The organism is Massilia sp. FBCC-B171 (genome assembly GCF_059134155.1).
The window spans coordinates 1,634,031-1,651,486 of record NZ_CP101443.1; the positions used below are offsets into that span (position 1 = coordinate 1,634,031).

A 17,456-nucleotide genomic window follows, 5' to 3' on the forward strand; every position below is an offset into this window, starting at 1 on the left:
TTGTATGAGTTACACTTAAGAACTTTTTTCTTAAGATAATCGCAAGACATGACCGGCACCTCGCTCGATAACACCCAGTTTCGCCGCATCCTGACGCGCAACGTCGCCCTCCCGCTCGGCCTCTCCGTGCTGACGGCCGCGGTTTTCGTGGCCGTCGTCTCCTACCTGGTCAGCGTCCTGAACTGGGTCGAGCATTCGCAGGAAGTGATAGGCAAGGGTAACGAGGTCAGCAAACTGGTCTCCGACATGGAAGCGGGCATGCGCGGCTACCTCATTTCGGGTGACGAAAGCTTCCTTGCACCCTATACCGTTGCCAAGCCGAAGGTCGACGTCCAGCTGGATAACCTGACGGCACTGGTGTCGGATAACGAGGCCCAGACCGAACGCCTGAGCCGCGTGCGGGCAGCGCATACGGAGTGGCTGAAATTTACGTCGGAAGCCATCGAAAGGCGCCGCACTGGGCGGGATGTCGTCGAGCTGGTCAGCAGCGGGCGCGGCAAGGTCCTGACCGATGACATGCGAAACCAGTTCGCTGCCTTCATCATCAGCGAGCGAGAGCTGCTGCGCGAGCGCAACGACTCGGCGCGTTCCGTGATTACCTGGTCGGTTTCCGCCTTCCTGTTATTTGCACTTGTCGTCGGGGGCCTTCTGGCTGCCTTCGGCCGGCGCGAACTGCTGCGCTTGTCCAAGTCCTACAGCGACGTGCTCGAGCATGAAAACCAGCACAATGCCGAACTGCGCCACCTGAGCTGGCTGCGCAGCGGCCAGACCGAGCTGGCGGCCAAGAGCGTTGGCATCAATTCCCTGGAAGCCCTGGCCGATGCGGTGCTCGACCACGTGGTGCGCTACCTGGGCGGCTCGGTGGCAGCCATGTATTTCCGTAACGAAGAGGGCGTGCTGCGCCGCATCGGCGCCTACGGCTTCTCGAACGACGACGAGCGCGCGAAAATAATTGAACCGGGCGCTTCGCTGGCCAGCCAGGCCGCCAACGAAAACCGCGTGGTGCGCGTGAAGGAACTGCCGGCCGATTACCTCAAGGTCACCTCCAGCCTGGGCGAAGCGGCGCCGCGCGAAATCGTGATTGCGCCGTTCAACAACTTCGGCAAGGTCAAGGGCGTGCTCGAGATCGGCTTCCTGCATCCGGTGCGCGAGCGCGACATCGAATTTTTGAAACTGGTCGGCGACGCCGTCGGCGCCTCGGTCGGCGCGGTGGTGTACCGCCAGCGCCTGCAGGACGCGCTCTCCGAAAGCCAGGCCCTGAACGAAGAACTGCAGGTACAGCAGGAAGAGTTGCGCACCGCCAACGAAGAACTCGAAGAACAATCGCGCGCGCTCGAAGAATCGCAGAGCAGCCTGGAAAACCAGCAGGCCGAACTCGAGCAGACCAACGACCAGCTGGCCGAACAGGCCCTGAACCTGGACATGAAGAACGCGGCCCTGACCGAAGCCCAGGAACAGCTGCGCGCCCGCGCGCTCGACCTGGAACGCGCCAGCCGCTACAAGTCGGAATTCCTCGCCAACATGTCGCACGAGCTGCGCACGCCGCTCAACAGCTCGCTGATCCTGGCCAAGCTGCTGTCCGATAACGTGCCGGGCAACCTGAACGACGAGCAGGTGCGCTTCGCCCAGACGATTTATTCGGCCGGCAACGACCTGCTGCACCTGATCAACGACATCCTCGACATCTCGAAGGTCGAAGCCGGCAAGCTCGAACTGATGCCGGAAGAGCTGCCGATCCGCCGCACGGTGGAAGGCCTGGGCCGCACCTTCGAGCCGCTGGCCAAGCAGAAAGCCTTGCGCTTCACCGTCGCGGTCGAGCCGAACGTGCCGCCGACCCTGCACACCGACCGCCAGCGCCTGGAACAGGTGCTGAAGAACCTGCTGTCGAATGCGGTCAAGTTCACGGAAGCAGGCGACGTCAGCCTGACCGTCAGCGCGACCGACGAAGGCTGGGTCCAGTTCACCGTCGTCGATTCGGGCATCGGCATCGCCCAGGACCAGCAGGAACGCATTTTCGAGGCCTTCCACCAGGCCGACGGCACCGCCAACCGCCGCTTCGGCGGCACGGGCCTGGGCCTGTCGATTTCGCGCGACCTGACCAGCCTGCTGGGCGGGACCCTGGTCGTCTCCAGCGTCCCTGGACAAGGCAGCACCTTCACCCTGAGCATGCCGAGGAACGGCATGGTGTCCGCTGCGCCGCCGGCGCCGCGTGCCGCCGCCCCGGCCATGGCGCCACGCCGCGCCACGCCGGTGCCGGCCCCGGCCCCGGTCGAGCTCGCAGACGAGGCGCCGGCCGCCAGGACCTCTTTCCCGGACGACCGCGCCAGCGACGCCCAGGGCAAGCGCACCGTGCTCGTGATCGAGGACGAGCCGGAATTCGCCCGCATCCTGTTCGATCTGGCGCACGATCTCGACTACCGCTGCCTGGTGGGCCTGACCGCCGGCGAAGGCCTGGAACTGGCCGCGGCCCAGGGGCCGGACGCGATCCTGCTCGACATCCGCCTGCCCGACGGCTCGGGCCTGTCGGTGCTGCAGCAGCTGAAAGACAATCCGGCCACCCGCCATATCCCGGTGCACGTGGTCTCGAGCATGGACAATGCCGGCGAGGCCCTGCACCTGGGCGCGATCGGCTATGCCTTGAAGCCGACCAGCCGCGAGCAGCTGGAGGACGTGTTCCGCAAGCTCCAGCAAAAGAGTTCGCAGCAGATCAAGCGCGTGCTGCTGGTCGAGGACGACGAACGCCAGCGCGACAGCGTGGTGAGCCTGATTGCCGACGCCGACGTGAAGATCGACGCGGTCGGCTCGGGCGAGGAAGCGCTGGCCCTCTTGCGCACCGAGATTTTCGACTGCATGATTATCGATCTCAAGCTCCCGGACATGCAGGGCAAGGAATTGCTGGAACAGATGTCGCACGAAGACCTGTTCTCCTTCCCGCCGGTGATCGTCTACACGGGCCGCAACCTGACGCGCGACGAGGAGGCCGAACTGATGAAGTATTCGCGCTCGATCATCATCAAGGGCGCGCGTTCCCCGGAGCGCCTGCTCGACGAAGTCACGCTCTTCCTGCATAAGGTGGAGTCGCAGCTCTCGACCGAGCGCCAGACCATGCTCAAAACCGTGCGCGGGCGTGACCGCGTGTTCGAAGGCCGCACCATCCTGCTGGTCGACGACGACGTGAGGAATGTCTTCGCCCTGACGGCGGCGCTCGAGCAGCGCGGCGCGAATGTGGAAGTGGGCCGTAATGGCTTCGAGGCCATCGCCAAGCTCGACGAAGTGCCGGGCATCGACCTGGTGCTGATGGACGTCATGATGCCGGGCATGGACGGGCTGGAAGCGACGCGCCGCATCCGCGCCGACGGCCGCTTCAACCGCCTGCCCATCATTGCGATTACCGCCAAGGCGATGAAGGACGACCAGGAGCAGTGCCTGGCCGCCGGGGCGAACGACTACCTGGCCAAGCCGATCGACCTGGCGCGCCTGTATTCCCTGCTGCGCGTCTGGATGCCGACCATGGAGCGCGTGTGAAACACCCCGTAGAGGACATCGACATCGAGCTGCGCATGCTCGTCGAGGCGGTCTACCTCAAGTACAACTACGACTTTCGCGACTACACGGGCGCCTCGCAGAAGCGGCGCGTGCTGGTGGCCTTGCGCGAGATGGAGTGTGCGACCGTCTCCGAGTTGCAGGCCAAGGTGATGCACCAGCCGGAGGCGTTTGCCCGGCTGCTGCAGTTCCTGACCATTCCCGTCACGGAGATGTTCCGCGACCCGGAATACCATGCGGCGCTGCGCAGCCAGGTCGTGCCGCACCTGTCGACCTACCCGTCGCTGAAACTCTGGGTGGCCGGCTGCAGCACCGGCGAAGAAGTCTATTCGCTGGCGATCCTGCTGCACGAGGAAGGCCTGCTCGAGCGCAGCCTGATCTATGCGACCGACATCAACCCGGCGTCGCTCGAAGCGGCGCGGCGCGGCGTCTTCCCGCTGGACCGGATGCGCCTGTACACCGAGAACTACCAGAAGGCCGGCGGCAAGCGCGCGTTTTCGGATTACTACACGGCGGCTTATGGCGGGGCGCTGTTCGAACGCTTTTTGATGGAGAACGTGACCTTTGCCGACCACAGCCTGGCGACCGACAGCGTGTTTTCGGAGACCCATTTCATCAGCTGCCGCAACGTCATGATCTACTTTAACCGGCGCCTGCAGAACCGCGTGCTGGGCCTGTTCCACGAGTCGCTCTGCCACCGCGGTTTCATGGCGCTGGGCACCAAGGAAAGCATCGATTTTTCGACCCATGCGAACCGTTTCGATTCGGTCGCGCGGCGCGAGCGGATCTTCCGCAAGGTCGCGCAATGATGCCTGGCTCGGAAACGCTGGCGCAGCTGGTCGATGCCGTGCTTTCAGGGCGCAGCATCGAGGCGATCGTGATCGGCGCCTCGGCCGGCGGCGTCGATGCGCTGGTCGAGCTGCTGCCGGCGCTGCCGCCCGGCTTCGGCGCGGCCACCGTCTGCATCCTGCACGTGCCGGCCGACCGCGAAAGCCGCCTGGCCGAGCTGTTCGCGGCGCGCCTGGCGCTGCCGGTGCTGGAAGCGGTCGACAAGGCGCCGGTGGAGGCGGGCACGGTGTACTTCGCAGGCAGCGGGTATCATCTGTCGATCGAACACGATCGCGTTTTTTCCATCAGCTGCGAGCCGCCGGTACACTATGCGCGTCCGGCCATCGACCTTTTGATGGAGTCGGCCGCCGACGCCTATGGCGCGGCGCTTGCCGGAATTTTGCTGACCGGCGCGAATATCGATGGCGCCGCAGGCATGCACAGGATCAGGCAGCGCGGCGGCCTGACAGTCGTGCAGGACCCGAAGGAAGCGCAGGCTCCCGCCATGCCGGAAGGGGCGATCCGCCTGTGCGAACCGCACCTGGTCCTGCCGCTGGCCGGGATCCGCGCGCTGCTGCCAAAGCTGGAGACAAGAATATGAGCGTCCTGAACCCAAGCAAACTCCTGATCGTCGACGATCTGCCCGACAACCTGCGCGCCCTCGACGCCCTGATCCGCGACGAGCAGCGCCTGGTGTTCCATGCCCACTCGGGCGACGAAGCCCTGGCGCTGCTGCTCGAACACGAGTTCGCCCTGGCCATCCTCGATGTCCAGATGCCGGAAATGGACGGTTTTGAATTGGCCGAGCTGATGCGCGGCACCGAGCGCACCCGGAATATCCCGATCGTGTTCGTCTCGGCCGCCGGGCGCGAGCTGAACTACGCCTTCAAAGGCTACGAGACCGGGGCGGTCGATTTCCTGTACAAGCCGCTCGATCCGGACGCGGTGCGCGGCAAGGTCAATGTGTTCGTGGCCCTCGACCAGCAGCGGCGCGAGACGCGGCGCCAGATGGACGCGCTGGAAAAGAGCCGGCGCGAGCAGGAAGTGCTGCTGCAGGAACTCAACGCCACCCAGGCCGAACTGCAGCGTTCCCTGCGCATGCGCGACGAATTCATGTCGCTCGTGGCGCACGAACTGCGCACGCCCCTGAATACGCTCTTCCTGGAAACCCAGATGCGCACGCTGCACCTGAAACGCGGCAACCTGCAGGCCTTCGCCGGGGAGCAGATGGGCGCCATGATCAAGCGCGACGAGCGCCAGATCAAGGCCATGATCCGCCTGATCGACGACATGCTGGACGTCACGCGCATGCGCAACGGCACCCTGTCGGTGCGCCCGGCCCAGGTCGAACTGATCGGCATGTTGGAACGCGTGGTGAGCGATCTGTCGCTGCAGGCCGCCGCCAGCGGCTGCGCCATTGCGCTGGTGCCGCACCCGCCCGTCAGCGGCTACTGGGACGAGTTCCGCATCGAGCAGGTCGTTGTCAACCTGCTCACCAATGCGCTGCGCTACGGCGGCGGCTGCAATGTCGAGGTGCGGGTGGTCGTGGAGGGCAAGTGCGCCCGCATCGACGTCATCGACAAGGGCAAGGGGATTTCTCCGGACGACGTCGAGCGCATCTTCCAGCCCTTCGAACGCGGCGCGCGCAATGGCGAGCCGAAGGGTCTCGGCCTGGGCCTGTACATTTCGCGCCAGCTGGCCACTGCCCACGGCGGCGAGCTGACCGTCATCAGTACGCCGGGGCAGGGCTCGACGTTCAGCCTGGCGCTGCCCTGCGACGTGGTTGTTTCCTGCGCGGCGGTCTCGGTGTAAGTACGTCAAGCGACGCTAATCGGAACATAGACACCAAATCCGTTACTCCCCACTAACGATGGCTGCGGCGAGCTGTATTCAACTGCTTGCGTGAATATCGGCTCGCCTGATAGGCGCCAGTACTTAGGGGACCGCACAGTGACTTCTAGATTGACGTTTGTGAAATGAAAGTCAGCTATGACAGTGAATAAACAACTTTACGTCTTGTGTGATACCAACGCTGCAGTTCGCGACGCGCATCTCTTCCGAAAGAGGGGCGGTCCGCTCCTTATCGCGATGCTGCGCGCTAAGAAGGCCAAGCTGTTGGTGCCTGAAGTGCTTCGCATGGAATACATCACCCAGTTCGGCCAAGCTGGAGATGACGCTCTCCAAAAGGCATCGAAGGGACTGGACAAGCTGAAGACCTTCTGTGGATTTGACATGGGCGGAATTCTCCCAAGGTCTCAATTTGGTGAAGCTCAAGCGTTGGAAATCCTGGCAAAGCTGGAGGATGTCATCCATAGTATCCCGACCACACCTGAGCTCAAAGTAGCAGCGGCGGACAGGTCTATCGGCGGCATCCGGCCGACTTCTAAAACCGACCATGGGTACAAGGACTGCCTTATCTGGGAGAGTGTGCTGACCTTACCGGAAGGTTCCGAGGTGATGCTGCTGTCCCGGGACGACGCCGCCTTCTTCGATAACGGGGTCCTGGCGCCCAGTCTCAAGGACGAAGCTGAATCAAGGGGCCTGTTATTAACGGCGTACAACACTACAAAGAATCCAACTCTAACACCATTAGTCGACGCATTAAAGGGACGATTCGCTGACCTGACGGCCTTAGCTGCAGCAGAGCTGCCCCTTGATGACCATCCTTTCATCCGGGCATACATGCAAGCAGAACCGATCGCCCCGGTTCTGCCAAGGGACATTGGTGCAGATGTGCGTCAGCCAGCCGACGCAGGAGCAGGCGAACTTGAGGCGCTGTATGAGGCGCAAACAAGGCCTTATGCGCGGGCCGACATCAAGGCGTTAGGGTTTGTCAGTTACCTGAAGAGTGCGGGAAAGCAAACAGTCATTGATTTGCTTGTACAGTCCACCATTGCTCCAGAAGCGGCAAGAAACGCGCTTGAGCGATTGGCAATGGCGGGACTGATCAAAGATACTGGCCACTACTATCTTGCTGTAGACGGGCGCCTCGCCGACGTCGCAGCGCAGTTCATAGAGCCAGAAATGATCAAGCTCACTGGGTTGGGGGACTGACATATGGACACTGCGACCCGCATAAACGTTTTGAGCCGCTTAGCCCAGTCAAGCACGCCGGCTGCCGCCGAGGCTGTCGGTCGCGCGTGCGATAAGGCATGTGCAACTCTGGCCGAAAAAAATGAATATGAAGCACTTGAGTTCAGTATCCAGGTATTAGCCACGATAGGATTTCGGCGGAGTAAGGAAGTAGTGTCTGCCATAGACAGCTTCCTTCGCTCGGTCGAATTTCGAAATTTAGTAAATTCGAATGAGCATGGTGCTCTAGCGGAAATATGGGCTAAGTATCGAAATTCATATACTTTGATGTCCAAAGGTATTGAGGTGTTGTCGTCATTACGTTACCTGGAAACGCCTGCTGTCGTTGAAACCTTACTCTGGGCATCGTCGCATTCTAAAGAATCTGTGCGCAAAGATGCTATGTCGGCGCTGAGCGACTTGGCAACCTACAACCTTTCAGTCTTCTATGGTCAAGAAGCTGCGGAGGGTCGGGGAGTTGGAGCAACGCCTCAGCTATTAGTCATCAACGTTCTAGAGGCCAAAAGCGATCCGGAAATGAAATCCCAAATCGAAGGGATTCTCACACTCCTAAAGGGATTCATATCAACATCAATGGAATCAGCTAGGTGGTCGTCCAACGAGGTAATTTTTTCTCGATCTGTGACACCCGCGGATGGAGGTGTCCCGTCTGTTCGGAAAAAAAGTATTGGCCTATTAAAGCGATTATATGGCCTCGCTGCAACCAAATCAGAAAAGCAAATCATCATTGGGGTTTTAACCGCTGCTACTCGTATGGAACGGATGCCGGCTGTTGACAATGTATATGCTGAAATGATCGCGGAAAATGCTCGGGAGGTGTTGAGCTTCTTTTCTCAAATTGTCAAGGATGAGAACCTGCAGATAGTCCAAAAGATCGAACACGACAGCTATTGGATCCATTATCACAGTTCATCTGAAGAAGTGAGGTCAGCAGCGCTTAAGGTGAAAGGCATCATTGACGCCAGCGATGAATACGGAATCTATAAGACTCTCGTTGGATTCGAGGGCATTTTCGGAGACTGGTCGACGTCTAAGAGTGAGGAGTCGTTCGCTCTGGGCTCCCAGGACTTCAGAATAAAGAAAGCGCGTGACATTGCGTCTGCCATTAGAGATGACGGCTTTGCGATATGGCGGCGACGAATTCTTGCGTTTGCCGATACTGAGTCGAACGACTTGGCGACCTTTCCAGTCTTTTACGAGTTCCTCGCGGAGGTGGCAGTCTTGTACCCAGACTTCGCGTTGAACTTACTCACCCATGATTCCAGGGCACTATCAAAATTTCTTATACCGATTCTTCGTGGTCTTTGGCAAAGTGAGAAGCATGATGAACTATTGGCACTCATACAGGAATCGGTGCGAAACGCGCGCCGAGAAGAAACTACGTTCCTTTATGCGTGCGTCAAGCTATTCTTGTCGACTGAAGATGTCGATATTCAGCTCTTGAGGCAAATACTCGAAAAGGCGACAGAACTTAAGGATGTCTTTGTCCTGCGCCAAGTTGCCTCCGTTGCCATTGCTAGATTTAAAACAGAAGAGCTGCGAATTGAGTTAAAAGAACTTTTCTTACGGTCTTTGTTTCATCTGACCGAATTCGGAGACGCGAATTGGATTAGGGGGGTATGGTTCCAAAGGGATGCGAAGGAGATGGTCGCGAGTCTCTCGCGGATTGAGGTCAGTGAAGTGTTAATGAATCTGCGCTTCCTCTCGCAAATCGACTATCAAGCCGAGGACGTAATAGCCGTAATTGCGGAGCACAATCCGGAAGAGGTCGTTGATTTTCTTTGCGCACGGCTTTACGAGTACAATGGGAAGGCGAAGTCACTGGCCGAAAGTGTAGGGGCGCTATACGAGGAGCTGCCTTTCCAATTAAACGCGCTCGAAAAACCGCTGTCGGGTAACCCCACGATGGTGATCCAAAAGGTTCTGGACTGCTATCGCAAGGACTCCTCACTATTTGAATTCAGAGGGGGAAAGCTACTCCAAATAATTTTCCCGCAGTTCTCAGATCCTTTTGAGAAGTCATTAGTGCAGTTGATTAGAGAGGGTGGCGATACAGAGCTAGAATTTGTGGCAGGTCTCATGCGCGCTTACAACGGAGAGACGTTCATTCATCCAGTCGCCAGAGAAATTATTAGACGCGTGCCACCGGGTAGCGCACTTCTCACTAAAGTTGAGATGGCGCTTCAAAGCACAGGGGTTGTATCAGGAGAGTATGGGATAGCCGAAGCATTCGAGCGAAAACGTATTGAGGTACTCGAATGGATTGGAGATCCGGATGAACGGATTCGTGCTTTTGCTGCGCAATATGTATCCGAACTTGAGATCATGAGAGACAACGAAAGGGCCCGTGTTGAAGAATCAATTGCTCTGCGAAAGTTCAATCGCTAAAAGGCTATCGCCGGAATTGACGGTGTTTTTACTAGAGATACCATGACTTACAGATTATCGGTGAGCAACTTTACGGTTTGTTAGCTGTACGCGTGCTTTGGGAACTAGGGTTTGTCAGGATTAGCTCAGGATCTCGTAGGCAAGTGCGCGGTTGCAAAGACCGCGCGTTTCCCTCACACTGACCGGTCTTTTGCGAGACCGACAGCCCTGCCTGATAGCTATGGCCGGCCTTGTTTCCTCCTCGTGATAGTTAAAGTTAATGGATCTCATCTGATCAATTAATTTTACAGGCGACCCCAAGCGCTTTACACTTGCTTCATCAACTTTTGACACACAACAGGAGTCTTCATGTCCCTTATCAATACCGAAATCAAGCCATTCAAAGCCACCGCCTACCACGCCGGCAAATTCATCGACCTGACCGAAGAAAACTTCAAAGGCACCTGGTCGGTGCTCATGTTCTACCCAGCCGACTTCACCTTCGTCTGCCCGACCGAACTGGAAGACCTGGCTGCATTCCAGCCGCAATTCGCCGACATGGGCGTCAAGGTCTACGGCGTGTCGACCGACAGCCACTTCGCCCACAAGGCATGGCACGACACCTCGGACGCGATCAAGAAGGTCAACTACCCGCTGATCGGCGACCCAACCGGCATCCTGGCCCGTAACTTCGAAGTCATGATCGAAGAAGAAGGCATGGCACTGCGCGGCACCTTCCTGATCAATCCAGAAGGCCAGATCAAGATCATGGAAGTGCACGACAACGGCATCGGCCGCGACGCATCGGAACTGATGCGCAAAGTCAAAGCTGCCCAGTACGTCGCTTCGCACCCAGGCGAAGTCTGCCCAGCCAAGTGGACCGAAGGCGCAGAAACCCTGACCCCATCGCTCGATCTGGTCGGCAAGATCTAAGTAGTTAGTAGTTAGTAGTCAGTAGTTGGCAGTACCGGGATGCCGGCCAGCAGGACGCCGGCATCCACATTCACCGAATAAAAAAGGAAGAAACATGCTCGAAGCAACCCTCAAAAAGCAATTACAAGCCTATTTGGAAAAAGTGGTGCAGCCGATTGAGATCGTTGCATCGCTCGACGCCTCGCCGAAGGCGCGCGAAATGGAAGAGCTGCTCCAGGAAATTACCTCGTTGAGCACCAAGATTTCGTACCGCGTCAGCGACGACGCCAGCGTGCGCGCCCCGTCGTTTGCGATCAACCGCATCGGCACCGACATCGGCGTGCGCTTCGCCGGCATTCCGCTCGGCCACGAATTCACCTCGCTCGTGCTGGCCCTGCTGCAAGTGGGTGGCCACCCGATCAAGTTCGACGACGCGGTCATCGAACAAATTAAAAACCTCGATGGCGACTACGTCTTCGAAGCCTTCATTTCGCTGTCCTGCCATAACTGCCCGGAAGTCGTGCAGGCACTGAACTCGATGTCGATCATCAACCCGCGCATCAAGGTCACGACCATCGATGGCGGCCTGTTCAAGGATGAAGTCGAGTCGCGCCAGATCCTGGCGGTGCCGATGATGTTCCTGAACGGCGAGCACTTCGGCCAGGGCCGCATGAGCGCCGAGGAAATCCTCGCCAAGCTCGACACCGGCGCCGGCAAGCGCAAGGCCGCCGAATTGAGCAAGAAAGAAGCCTTCGACGTGCTGATCGTCGGCGGCGGTCCTGCCGGCGCGGCCGCGGCGATCTATGCCGCCCGTAAAGGCATCCGCACCGGCGTCGTCGCCGACCGCTTCGGCGGCCAGGTGCTCGACACGCTGTCGATCGAGAATTTTGTTTCGATCAAGGAAACCGAAGGCCCGCGCTTTGCCGTGTCGCTGGAAGAGCACGTCAAGCAGTACGAGGTCGACATCATGAATCTGCAGCGCGCCTCGAAACTCGAGCGCGTCGGTAACCTGTTCGAAGTGCAGACCGAAGACGGCGCCGTATTGAAGAGCAAGTCGGTCATCATCTCGACCGGCGCCCGCTGGCGCGAAATCAACGTGCCGGGCGAAAAAGAGTACAAGAACCACGGCGTGGCCTACTGCCCGCACTGCGACGGCCCGCTGTTCAAGGGCAAGCGCGTGTCGGTGATCGGCGGCGGCAACTCGGGTGTCGAAGCGGCCATCGACCTGGCCGGCATCGTCGAGCACGTGACCTTGATCGAGTTCGGCAATGAGTTGCGCGCCGATGCAGTCTTGCAGCGCAAACTCTACAGCCTGAAAAACGTGAATGTAATCAAGGGTGCGCAGACGACCGAAGTCTTGGGCGACGGCAAGAAAGTCACCGGCCTGACCTACAAGGACCGCGCCAGCGGCCAATTGCATACCGTGGAACTGGCGGGTGTGTTCGTGCAGATCGGCCTGATTCCGAATGCCGAATGGCTCAAGGGGACGCTCGAGCTGACCCCGCATGGCGAAATCGAAGTCGACGCACGCGGCGAAACCTCGATTCCTGGTGTGTTTGCCGCCGGCGACGTCACCACGGTGCCGTTCAAGCAGATCGTGATCGCCGTGGGCGAGGGCGCCAAGGCCTCGCTGGCAGCTTTCGATTACATGATGCGCTTGCCGACCGAAGAGACCGATGCGGTGGAGATGCCTGCCAAGGCTGCCTGACAGCTCGTGCAGTAAGTAAAAACGCCATTCCGGTGCAAATCGGGATGGCGTTTTTTTAATACCAACAAAAAAGCGCCATCCGGTCCAAGCGGATGGCGCTGTCTTTTTGTCAATTGCCGGTACTGATGGAGTACCGGTCTTAAACCTGTATTGCCTAGCGTTATCGTGCGCCGATGAGCCAGATGTTTTGCGACAATGATTTCGTCAAGACATAATCATGTTCGCGACTACCGGCCACGCCTGTGGCGGAATTCTTTTAGTGAAACATCAACACAGCTGCGCTCTGCAGGGTGTTCGTTTCATACACCAGCCAGGCTGCGGCGCTGGCGAGGGCAACTTGAAGTGCGGTCAGGGTAGTTGGGATCGAGCGCATCATGATTGTTTCTCCGATTTTGGTGTGCGTGTTTTCGCTAGGTATGGTGCCATTCTGAGGCTTGGCGATCTTGCGCGGCATCGGCGCTGATACCGCCATCCTGTAGGAAAAGTGCTTGCGGGACTGTCTCAGCGGCAGGAAGTAGCGCTTGGCGCGGCTCCTACGCGGCTCTTGCCTGTGCTCCTATAGTCGTGTTCGTGGCTGCAAATTATATTTATTGCATGACCCGACACGATACCCAACTCCTCAACCGTGGCCTGCTTGCAGCGCGCCGCCACGCCATCAACAACATGTTGCGTTCCGTGTTCGGCATTGATCGCTTGCGCGACGGCCAGCAGCGCGTCATCGACAGCGTCCTCGACGGCAAGGACACGCTGGCCATCATGCCCACCGGCGGCGGCAAGTCGCTCTGTTACCAGATTCCCGCCCATATGTTGGACGGCATCACGGTGGTCGTGTCGCCGCTGATTTCGCTCATGAAAGACCAGCTCGGCAAGCTCGAGGAACTCGGCGTGAGCGCCTGCCAGGTCAACAGCAGCCTCAACGCGGAGGACGAGCACGCGGCAATCGATGCCATCGCCGCCGGCACCTGCAAGATCGTGTTCTGCACGCCCGAGCGCCTGACTTCGCCCGCGTTCCTCGCTGTACTCAAACGAACCAAGGTGGCGCTGGTGGCGATCGACGAAGCCCATTGCATTTCGCAATGGGGGCATGATTTCAGGCCGGCATATATCGAGATGGCCGCCGCCATCGCCGCCCTCGGCCAGCCAAGCGTGCTTGCGCTGACCGCCACCGCCACCGACGAAGTGATGGAAGACATCGGGCGCCAGCTGAACCGGCCGCGCATGAATGTCATCAACACCGGCATCTACCGGCCCAACCTGCACTACAGCGTGGTGCAGGTGACCAATACCGACCAGAAGTTTGCCGAAGCGCGCCGCCTGGTGGCGGAGTCCGAAGGCGTCGGCATCGTCTACGCGGCCACCGTCAAGGCGGCCGAGGAGATGCACCGCATCCTGGAAGAAGCCGGCGAATCGGTCACCATCTACCATGGCAAATTGCCGAGTGGGGAACGCAAGGCCAACCAGGACTTGTTCATGAACGACGAGCGGCGCATCATGGTCGCGACCAACGCCTTCGGCATGGGCATCGACAAGAGCGATACCCGCTTCGTCATCCACCTGCAGATTCCGGCCAACCTCGAATCGTATTACCAGGAGTCGGGCCGGGCAGGGCGCGACGGCAAGGATGCGAGCTGCACGCTGCTCTTCCTGCAGGACGACAAGCGCCTGCAGCAATTCTTCCTGGTGAAGCACTACCCGGACGCCGCCGAGATCCGCTCGGTCTACAACGCCGCCTGCGACTTGGCCGACAGCGGGCCGATCACGACCGAGCGGATCGAAGAGCACCTGGCCGACCTGAACGAGGCCAAGATCAAGATCTGCCTCAAGCTGCTCAAGGACGGCAAGCTGGTGCGCCAGAACCGCAAGCTGGAATTCGTCGTCACCGCGATGGAACCGAAAGCGGCCCATTTCGAATCCCTGGCCGCCGTCTATGTGCAGAAGCAGGACCATGACCGCGAATCGCTGGAAAAGATGGTCGGTTATGCAGTGAGCGGCTTTTGCCGCTGGAAGCTGATGCTCGACTATTTCGCCGACGAGGTCGATGGCTTCGAGAAGTGCTGCCGCTGCGATAACTGCAAGAACCCGCCGTCGATGGCCCTCGACGACATCGAAATCCGCGACGACGAATTCGACCATACGCCGGAGCCGGAAGCCGCGGGTCCGCAGTTCGAGGCCGGCATGCAAGTGACGGTGCCGAAGTATGGACAAGGCGTCGTCGTCTCGGTCGCGGGCGACCAGATCGGCATCGACTTTCCGGACGGCGAACATCGCAGCTTCATGGCAGACTTTGTCCAACCAGCCTGATAAAGGATCGCATGGGAGATATGGTCGTAGTACGCAAGGAGGGGCTGTTCTGCGTCCCTGGCGGGTTTTATATCGACCCCTGGCGCCCCGTGGAGCGCGCCGTGATCACGCATGCCCACGGCGACCATGCGCGTGTCGGCCATGGCAAATACCTGACCGCCGCCAGCGGCGTGCACGTGCTGCGTTCGCGCCTGGGCGAGATCTCGGTCGACGGCCTGGAATATGGCGAGACCGTGGTGCACAACGGCGTCACCATCTCCCTGCATCCGGCAGGGCACGTGCTGGGTTCGGCCCAGGTGCGCATGGAATACCAGGGCGAAGTCTGGGTCGCGTCCGGCGACTACAAGATCGAACCGGATAAAACCTGCGCACCCTTCGAGCCCGTGCGCTGCGATACCTTCATCACCGAGTCCACGTTTGGTTTGCCGATCTACCGCTGGGATCCCGAGCAGTCGATTTTCGACGACATCAACCGCTGGTGGAAAAAGAATGCCGACGAGGGACGCTGCAGCGTCATCTTCGGCTATTCCTTCGGCAAGGCCCAGCGCATCCTGTCCGGGCTCGACCCCTCGATCGGGCCGATCGTCTGCCACGGCGCGGTCGAACCCCTTAACCGCGTCTACCGCGAAGGCGGCATCGACCTGCCGCCGACCCTGCTGGTAAGCGACATCGACAAGGCGGGGCTCAAGCAATCCATCGTGGTTGCGCCACCCTCGGCGGGCGGGTCAAGCTGGATGAAGCGCTTCGGTGACTACAGCGACGCCTTTGCCAGCGGCTGGATGCAGCTGCGCGGCGCACGCCGGCGGCGCGGCGTCGACCGCGGGTTTGTCCTGTCGGACCACGCCGACTGGCCGGGATTGATGTCGGCCATCGCCGCCACCGGCGCCCAGCGCATCATCGTCACCCACGGCTCGATTCCGGTCATGGTGCGCTGGCTCTGCCAGCAAGGCCTGGACGCGGCCGGCTTCGACACCGAATACGGCGACGACGATGACGACGTCGGCATCGCGCCGCAGCCGGCCGAAAGCGCGGAAGCGGCGGCCGTCGCCAAGGAATCGAACGATGCGTGAGTTTGCCCGCCTGTTCGCCGAACTCGACGAAACCACCGCCACCAACCGCAAGCTCGAAGCCCTGCAGCAGTATTTTTCCACTGCCGCGCCCGAAAACGCCGCCTGGGCCGTCTATTTCCTCGCCGGCGGCAAGCCGCGCCAGGCGGTGCCGACCAAGCTGCTGCGCCAGTTCGCGATCGAGTACGCGGTGCTCGACGAGTGGCTGTTCGACGAGTCCTACCACGCGGTCGGCGACCTGGCCGAGACCATCGCCCACATCCTGCCGCCGGCCGAACATCACAGCGACGTCGGCCTGGCCGAATGGATGACGGAGCGGATCGGGCCCCTGCGCGGCGCCGATCCAGCCGTGATCCGCGAAGCCTTGTTCAGCTACTGGAACGAGCTGACCACGCCCGAGCGCTTCCTGTTCTCCAAACTGATCGGCGGGGGCTTCCGGGTCGGCGTGTCGAAGCTGCTGGTGACGCGCGCGCTGGCCGCGATTGCGGCCGTCGACAGCAAACTGGTCGCCCAGCGCCTGATGGGCTGGACCGACGGCAGCGTGCGCCCGACCGCCGCCAAATTCCTGCAGCTGATCGCGGCGCAGTCGGATGAAGAGCACAAGCTGCGCGGCGGCCAGCCCTATCCCTTCTTCCTCGCGCACCAGCTGCAGGGCGACCCGCAAGCGCTGGGCGAATTGAACGACTGGCAGGTCGAGTGGAAGTACGACGGCATCCGCGCCCAGCTGGTGCGGCGCGGCGCACTGAATTACCTGTGGTCGCGCGGCGAGGATTTGATCAGCGACCGCTTCCCCGAGCTGTGCAGCGTGCGCCTGCCCGAGGGCACGGTGGTCGATGGCGAGGTGCTGGTCTGGGACCACGCGAACGACGTGCCGGCGCCCTTCGCCGAACTGCAGCGCCGGATCGGCCGCAAGACTTTATCGGCCAAGCTACTCGCTGAACTGCCGGCGGTGCTGGTCTGCTACGACTTGCTGGAACTGGACGGCGTCGACCTGCGCGCGCTGCCCCAGCACGAACGGCGCGCGCTGCTGGAGACGCAAGTGGCCGCCATCGACCAGCCGCAGCTGAAGATTTCGCCGCTGATCCACGCCGAGAGCTGGGAAGCGCTGGCTTTGCTGCGCACGGAGTCGCGCAACCGCGGCGTCGAGGGCATGATGGTCAAGGCGAAAAGCGCCCAGTATGGCGTCGGGCGCACCAAGGATGTCGGCACCTGGTGGAAGTGGAAGGTCGATCCCTACTCGATCGATGCTGTGCTGATCTACGCCCAGGCCGGGCACGGCCGGCGCGCCTCGCTCTACACCGACTACACCTTTGCGGTCTGGGACGACGACGAAGGCCACGGCGAGCGCAAGCTGGTGCCCTTCGCGAAAGCCTATTCCGGCCTGACGGATGCCGAGATCGCCCAGGTCGACAATGCGATCCGCAAGACGACGGTCGAAAAATTCGGGCCGGTGCGCTCCGTCAAACCGACGATGGTGTTCGAGATCGGCTTCGAGGGCATCGCGCTGTCTTCGCGCCACAAGGCCGGCATTGCCGTGCGCTTCCCGCGCATCCTGCGCCGGCGCGACGACAAGACGGTTGAGGATGCCGATACGCTCGACACATTGAAAGGCTTGCTGGCGGCTGCCGCAGCCTGAG

12 protein-coding genes are annotated in these 17,456 nt (G+C 60.5%); 11 read left to right on the forward strand and 1 reads right to left on the reverse strand.

What is annotated here, in order from left to right:
• The first annotated feature begins 48 nt into the window (after nt 1-48).
• From NMB41_RS07385 to ahpF, 8 genes are all read left to right on the forward strand, one after another.
• Entirely contained in the window at nt 49-3,525 is a 3,477-nt protein-coding gene (locus NMB41_RS07385) for a response regulator (RefSeq protein WP_494381826.1), read from the forward strand.
• A gap of 35 nt (nt 3,526-3,560) precedes the next feature.
• Nucleotides 3,561-4,352: a CheR family methyltransferase gene (locus NMB41_RS07390; protein WP_494382805.1), complete on the forward strand. Its 792-nt coding sequence runs from the start codon at nt 3,561-3,563 to the stop codon at nt 4,350-4,352.
• Nucleotides 4,352-4,972: a chemotaxis protein CheB gene (locus NMB41_RS07395; RefSeq protein ID WP_494382806.1), complete on the forward strand. Its 621-nt coding sequence runs from the start codon at nt 4,352-4,354 to the stop codon at nt 4,970-4,972. The genes NMB41_RS07390 and NMB41_RS07395 overlap by 1 nt, the downstream gene beginning before the upstream one ends.
• Nucleotides 4,969-6,183 (forward strand): hybrid sensor histidine kinase/response regulator, encoded by a 1,215-nt coding sequence (locus tag NMB41_RS07400; protein WP_494381827.1) that lies wholly within the window; start codon nt 4,969-4,971, stop codon nt 6,181-6,183. Before NMB41_RS07395 ends, NMB41_RS07400 begins: the two co-directional genes overlap by 4 nt.
• Before the next feature lie 177 nt (nt 6,184-6,360).
• Entirely contained in the window at nt 6,361-7,425 is a 1,065-nt protein-coding gene (locus NMB41_RS07405; protein ID WP_494381828.1) for a PIN domain-containing protein, read from the forward strand.
• A 3-nt stretch (nt 7,426-7,428) separates the two neighbouring features.
• Nucleotides 7,429-9,852 carry a hypothetical protein gene (locus NMB41_RS07410; protein ID WP_494381829.1) on the forward strand — a complete coding sequence of 808 codons (2,424 nt, stop codon included), beginning with the start codon at nt 7,429-7,431 and terminating at the stop codon, nt 9,850-9,852.
• Nucleotides 9,853-10,200: 348 nt separating this feature from the next.
• On the forward strand, nt 10,201-10,764 hold the full coding sequence (gene ahpC / locus NMB41_RS07415) for an alkyl hydroperoxide reductase subunit C (protein ID WP_494381830.1): 564 nt from the start codon (nt 10,201-10,203) through the stop codon (nt 10,762-10,764).
• 94 nt (nt 10,765-10,858) lie between these two features.
• Nucleotides 10,859-12,451 (forward strand): alkyl hydroperoxide reductase subunit F, encoded by a 1,593-nt coding sequence (gene ahpF, locus NMB41_RS07420; protein WP_494381831.1) that lies wholly within the window; start codon nt 10,859-10,861, stop codon nt 12,449-12,451.
• Nucleotides 12,452-12,707: 256 nt separating this feature from the next.
• On the opposite strand, the gene NMB41_RS07425 is transcribed toward ahpF, so the two are convergent.
• Nucleotides 12,708-12,905, reverse strand: a complete 198-nt coding sequence (locus tag NMB41_RS07425) for a hypothetical protein (protein ID WP_494381832.1) — start codon at nt 12,903-12,905, stop codon at nt 12,708-12,710.
• A 140-nt stretch (nt 12,906-13,045) separates the two neighbouring features.
• Here NMB41_RS07425 and NMB41_RS07430 point away from each other — a divergent pair, with 140 nt between their 5' ends.
• From NMB41_RS07430 to NMB41_RS07440, 3 genes are read left to right on the forward strand one after another with little or no spacing between them, the layout of a single operon-like run.
• Entirely contained in the window at nt 13,046-14,752 is a 1,707-nt protein-coding gene (locus NMB41_RS07430) for a RecQ family ATP-dependent DNA helicase (protein WP_494381833.1), read from the forward strand.
• Between the two features lie 11 nt (nt 14,753-14,763).
• Nucleotides 14,764-15,822, forward strand: a complete 1,059-nt coding sequence (locus NMB41_RS07435; RefSeq protein WP_494381834.1) for a ligase-associated DNA damage response exonuclease — start codon at nt 14,764-14,766, stop codon at nt 15,820-15,822.
• Nucleotides 15,815-17,455 (forward strand): ATP-dependent DNA ligase, encoded by a 1,641-nt coding sequence (locus NMB41_RS07440; protein WP_494381835.1) that lies wholly within the window; start codon nt 15,815-15,817, stop codon nt 17,453-17,455. The genes NMB41_RS07435 and NMB41_RS07440 overlap by 8 nt, the downstream gene beginning before the upstream one ends.
• The last annotated feature ends 1 nt before the right edge of the window (nt 17,456 follow it).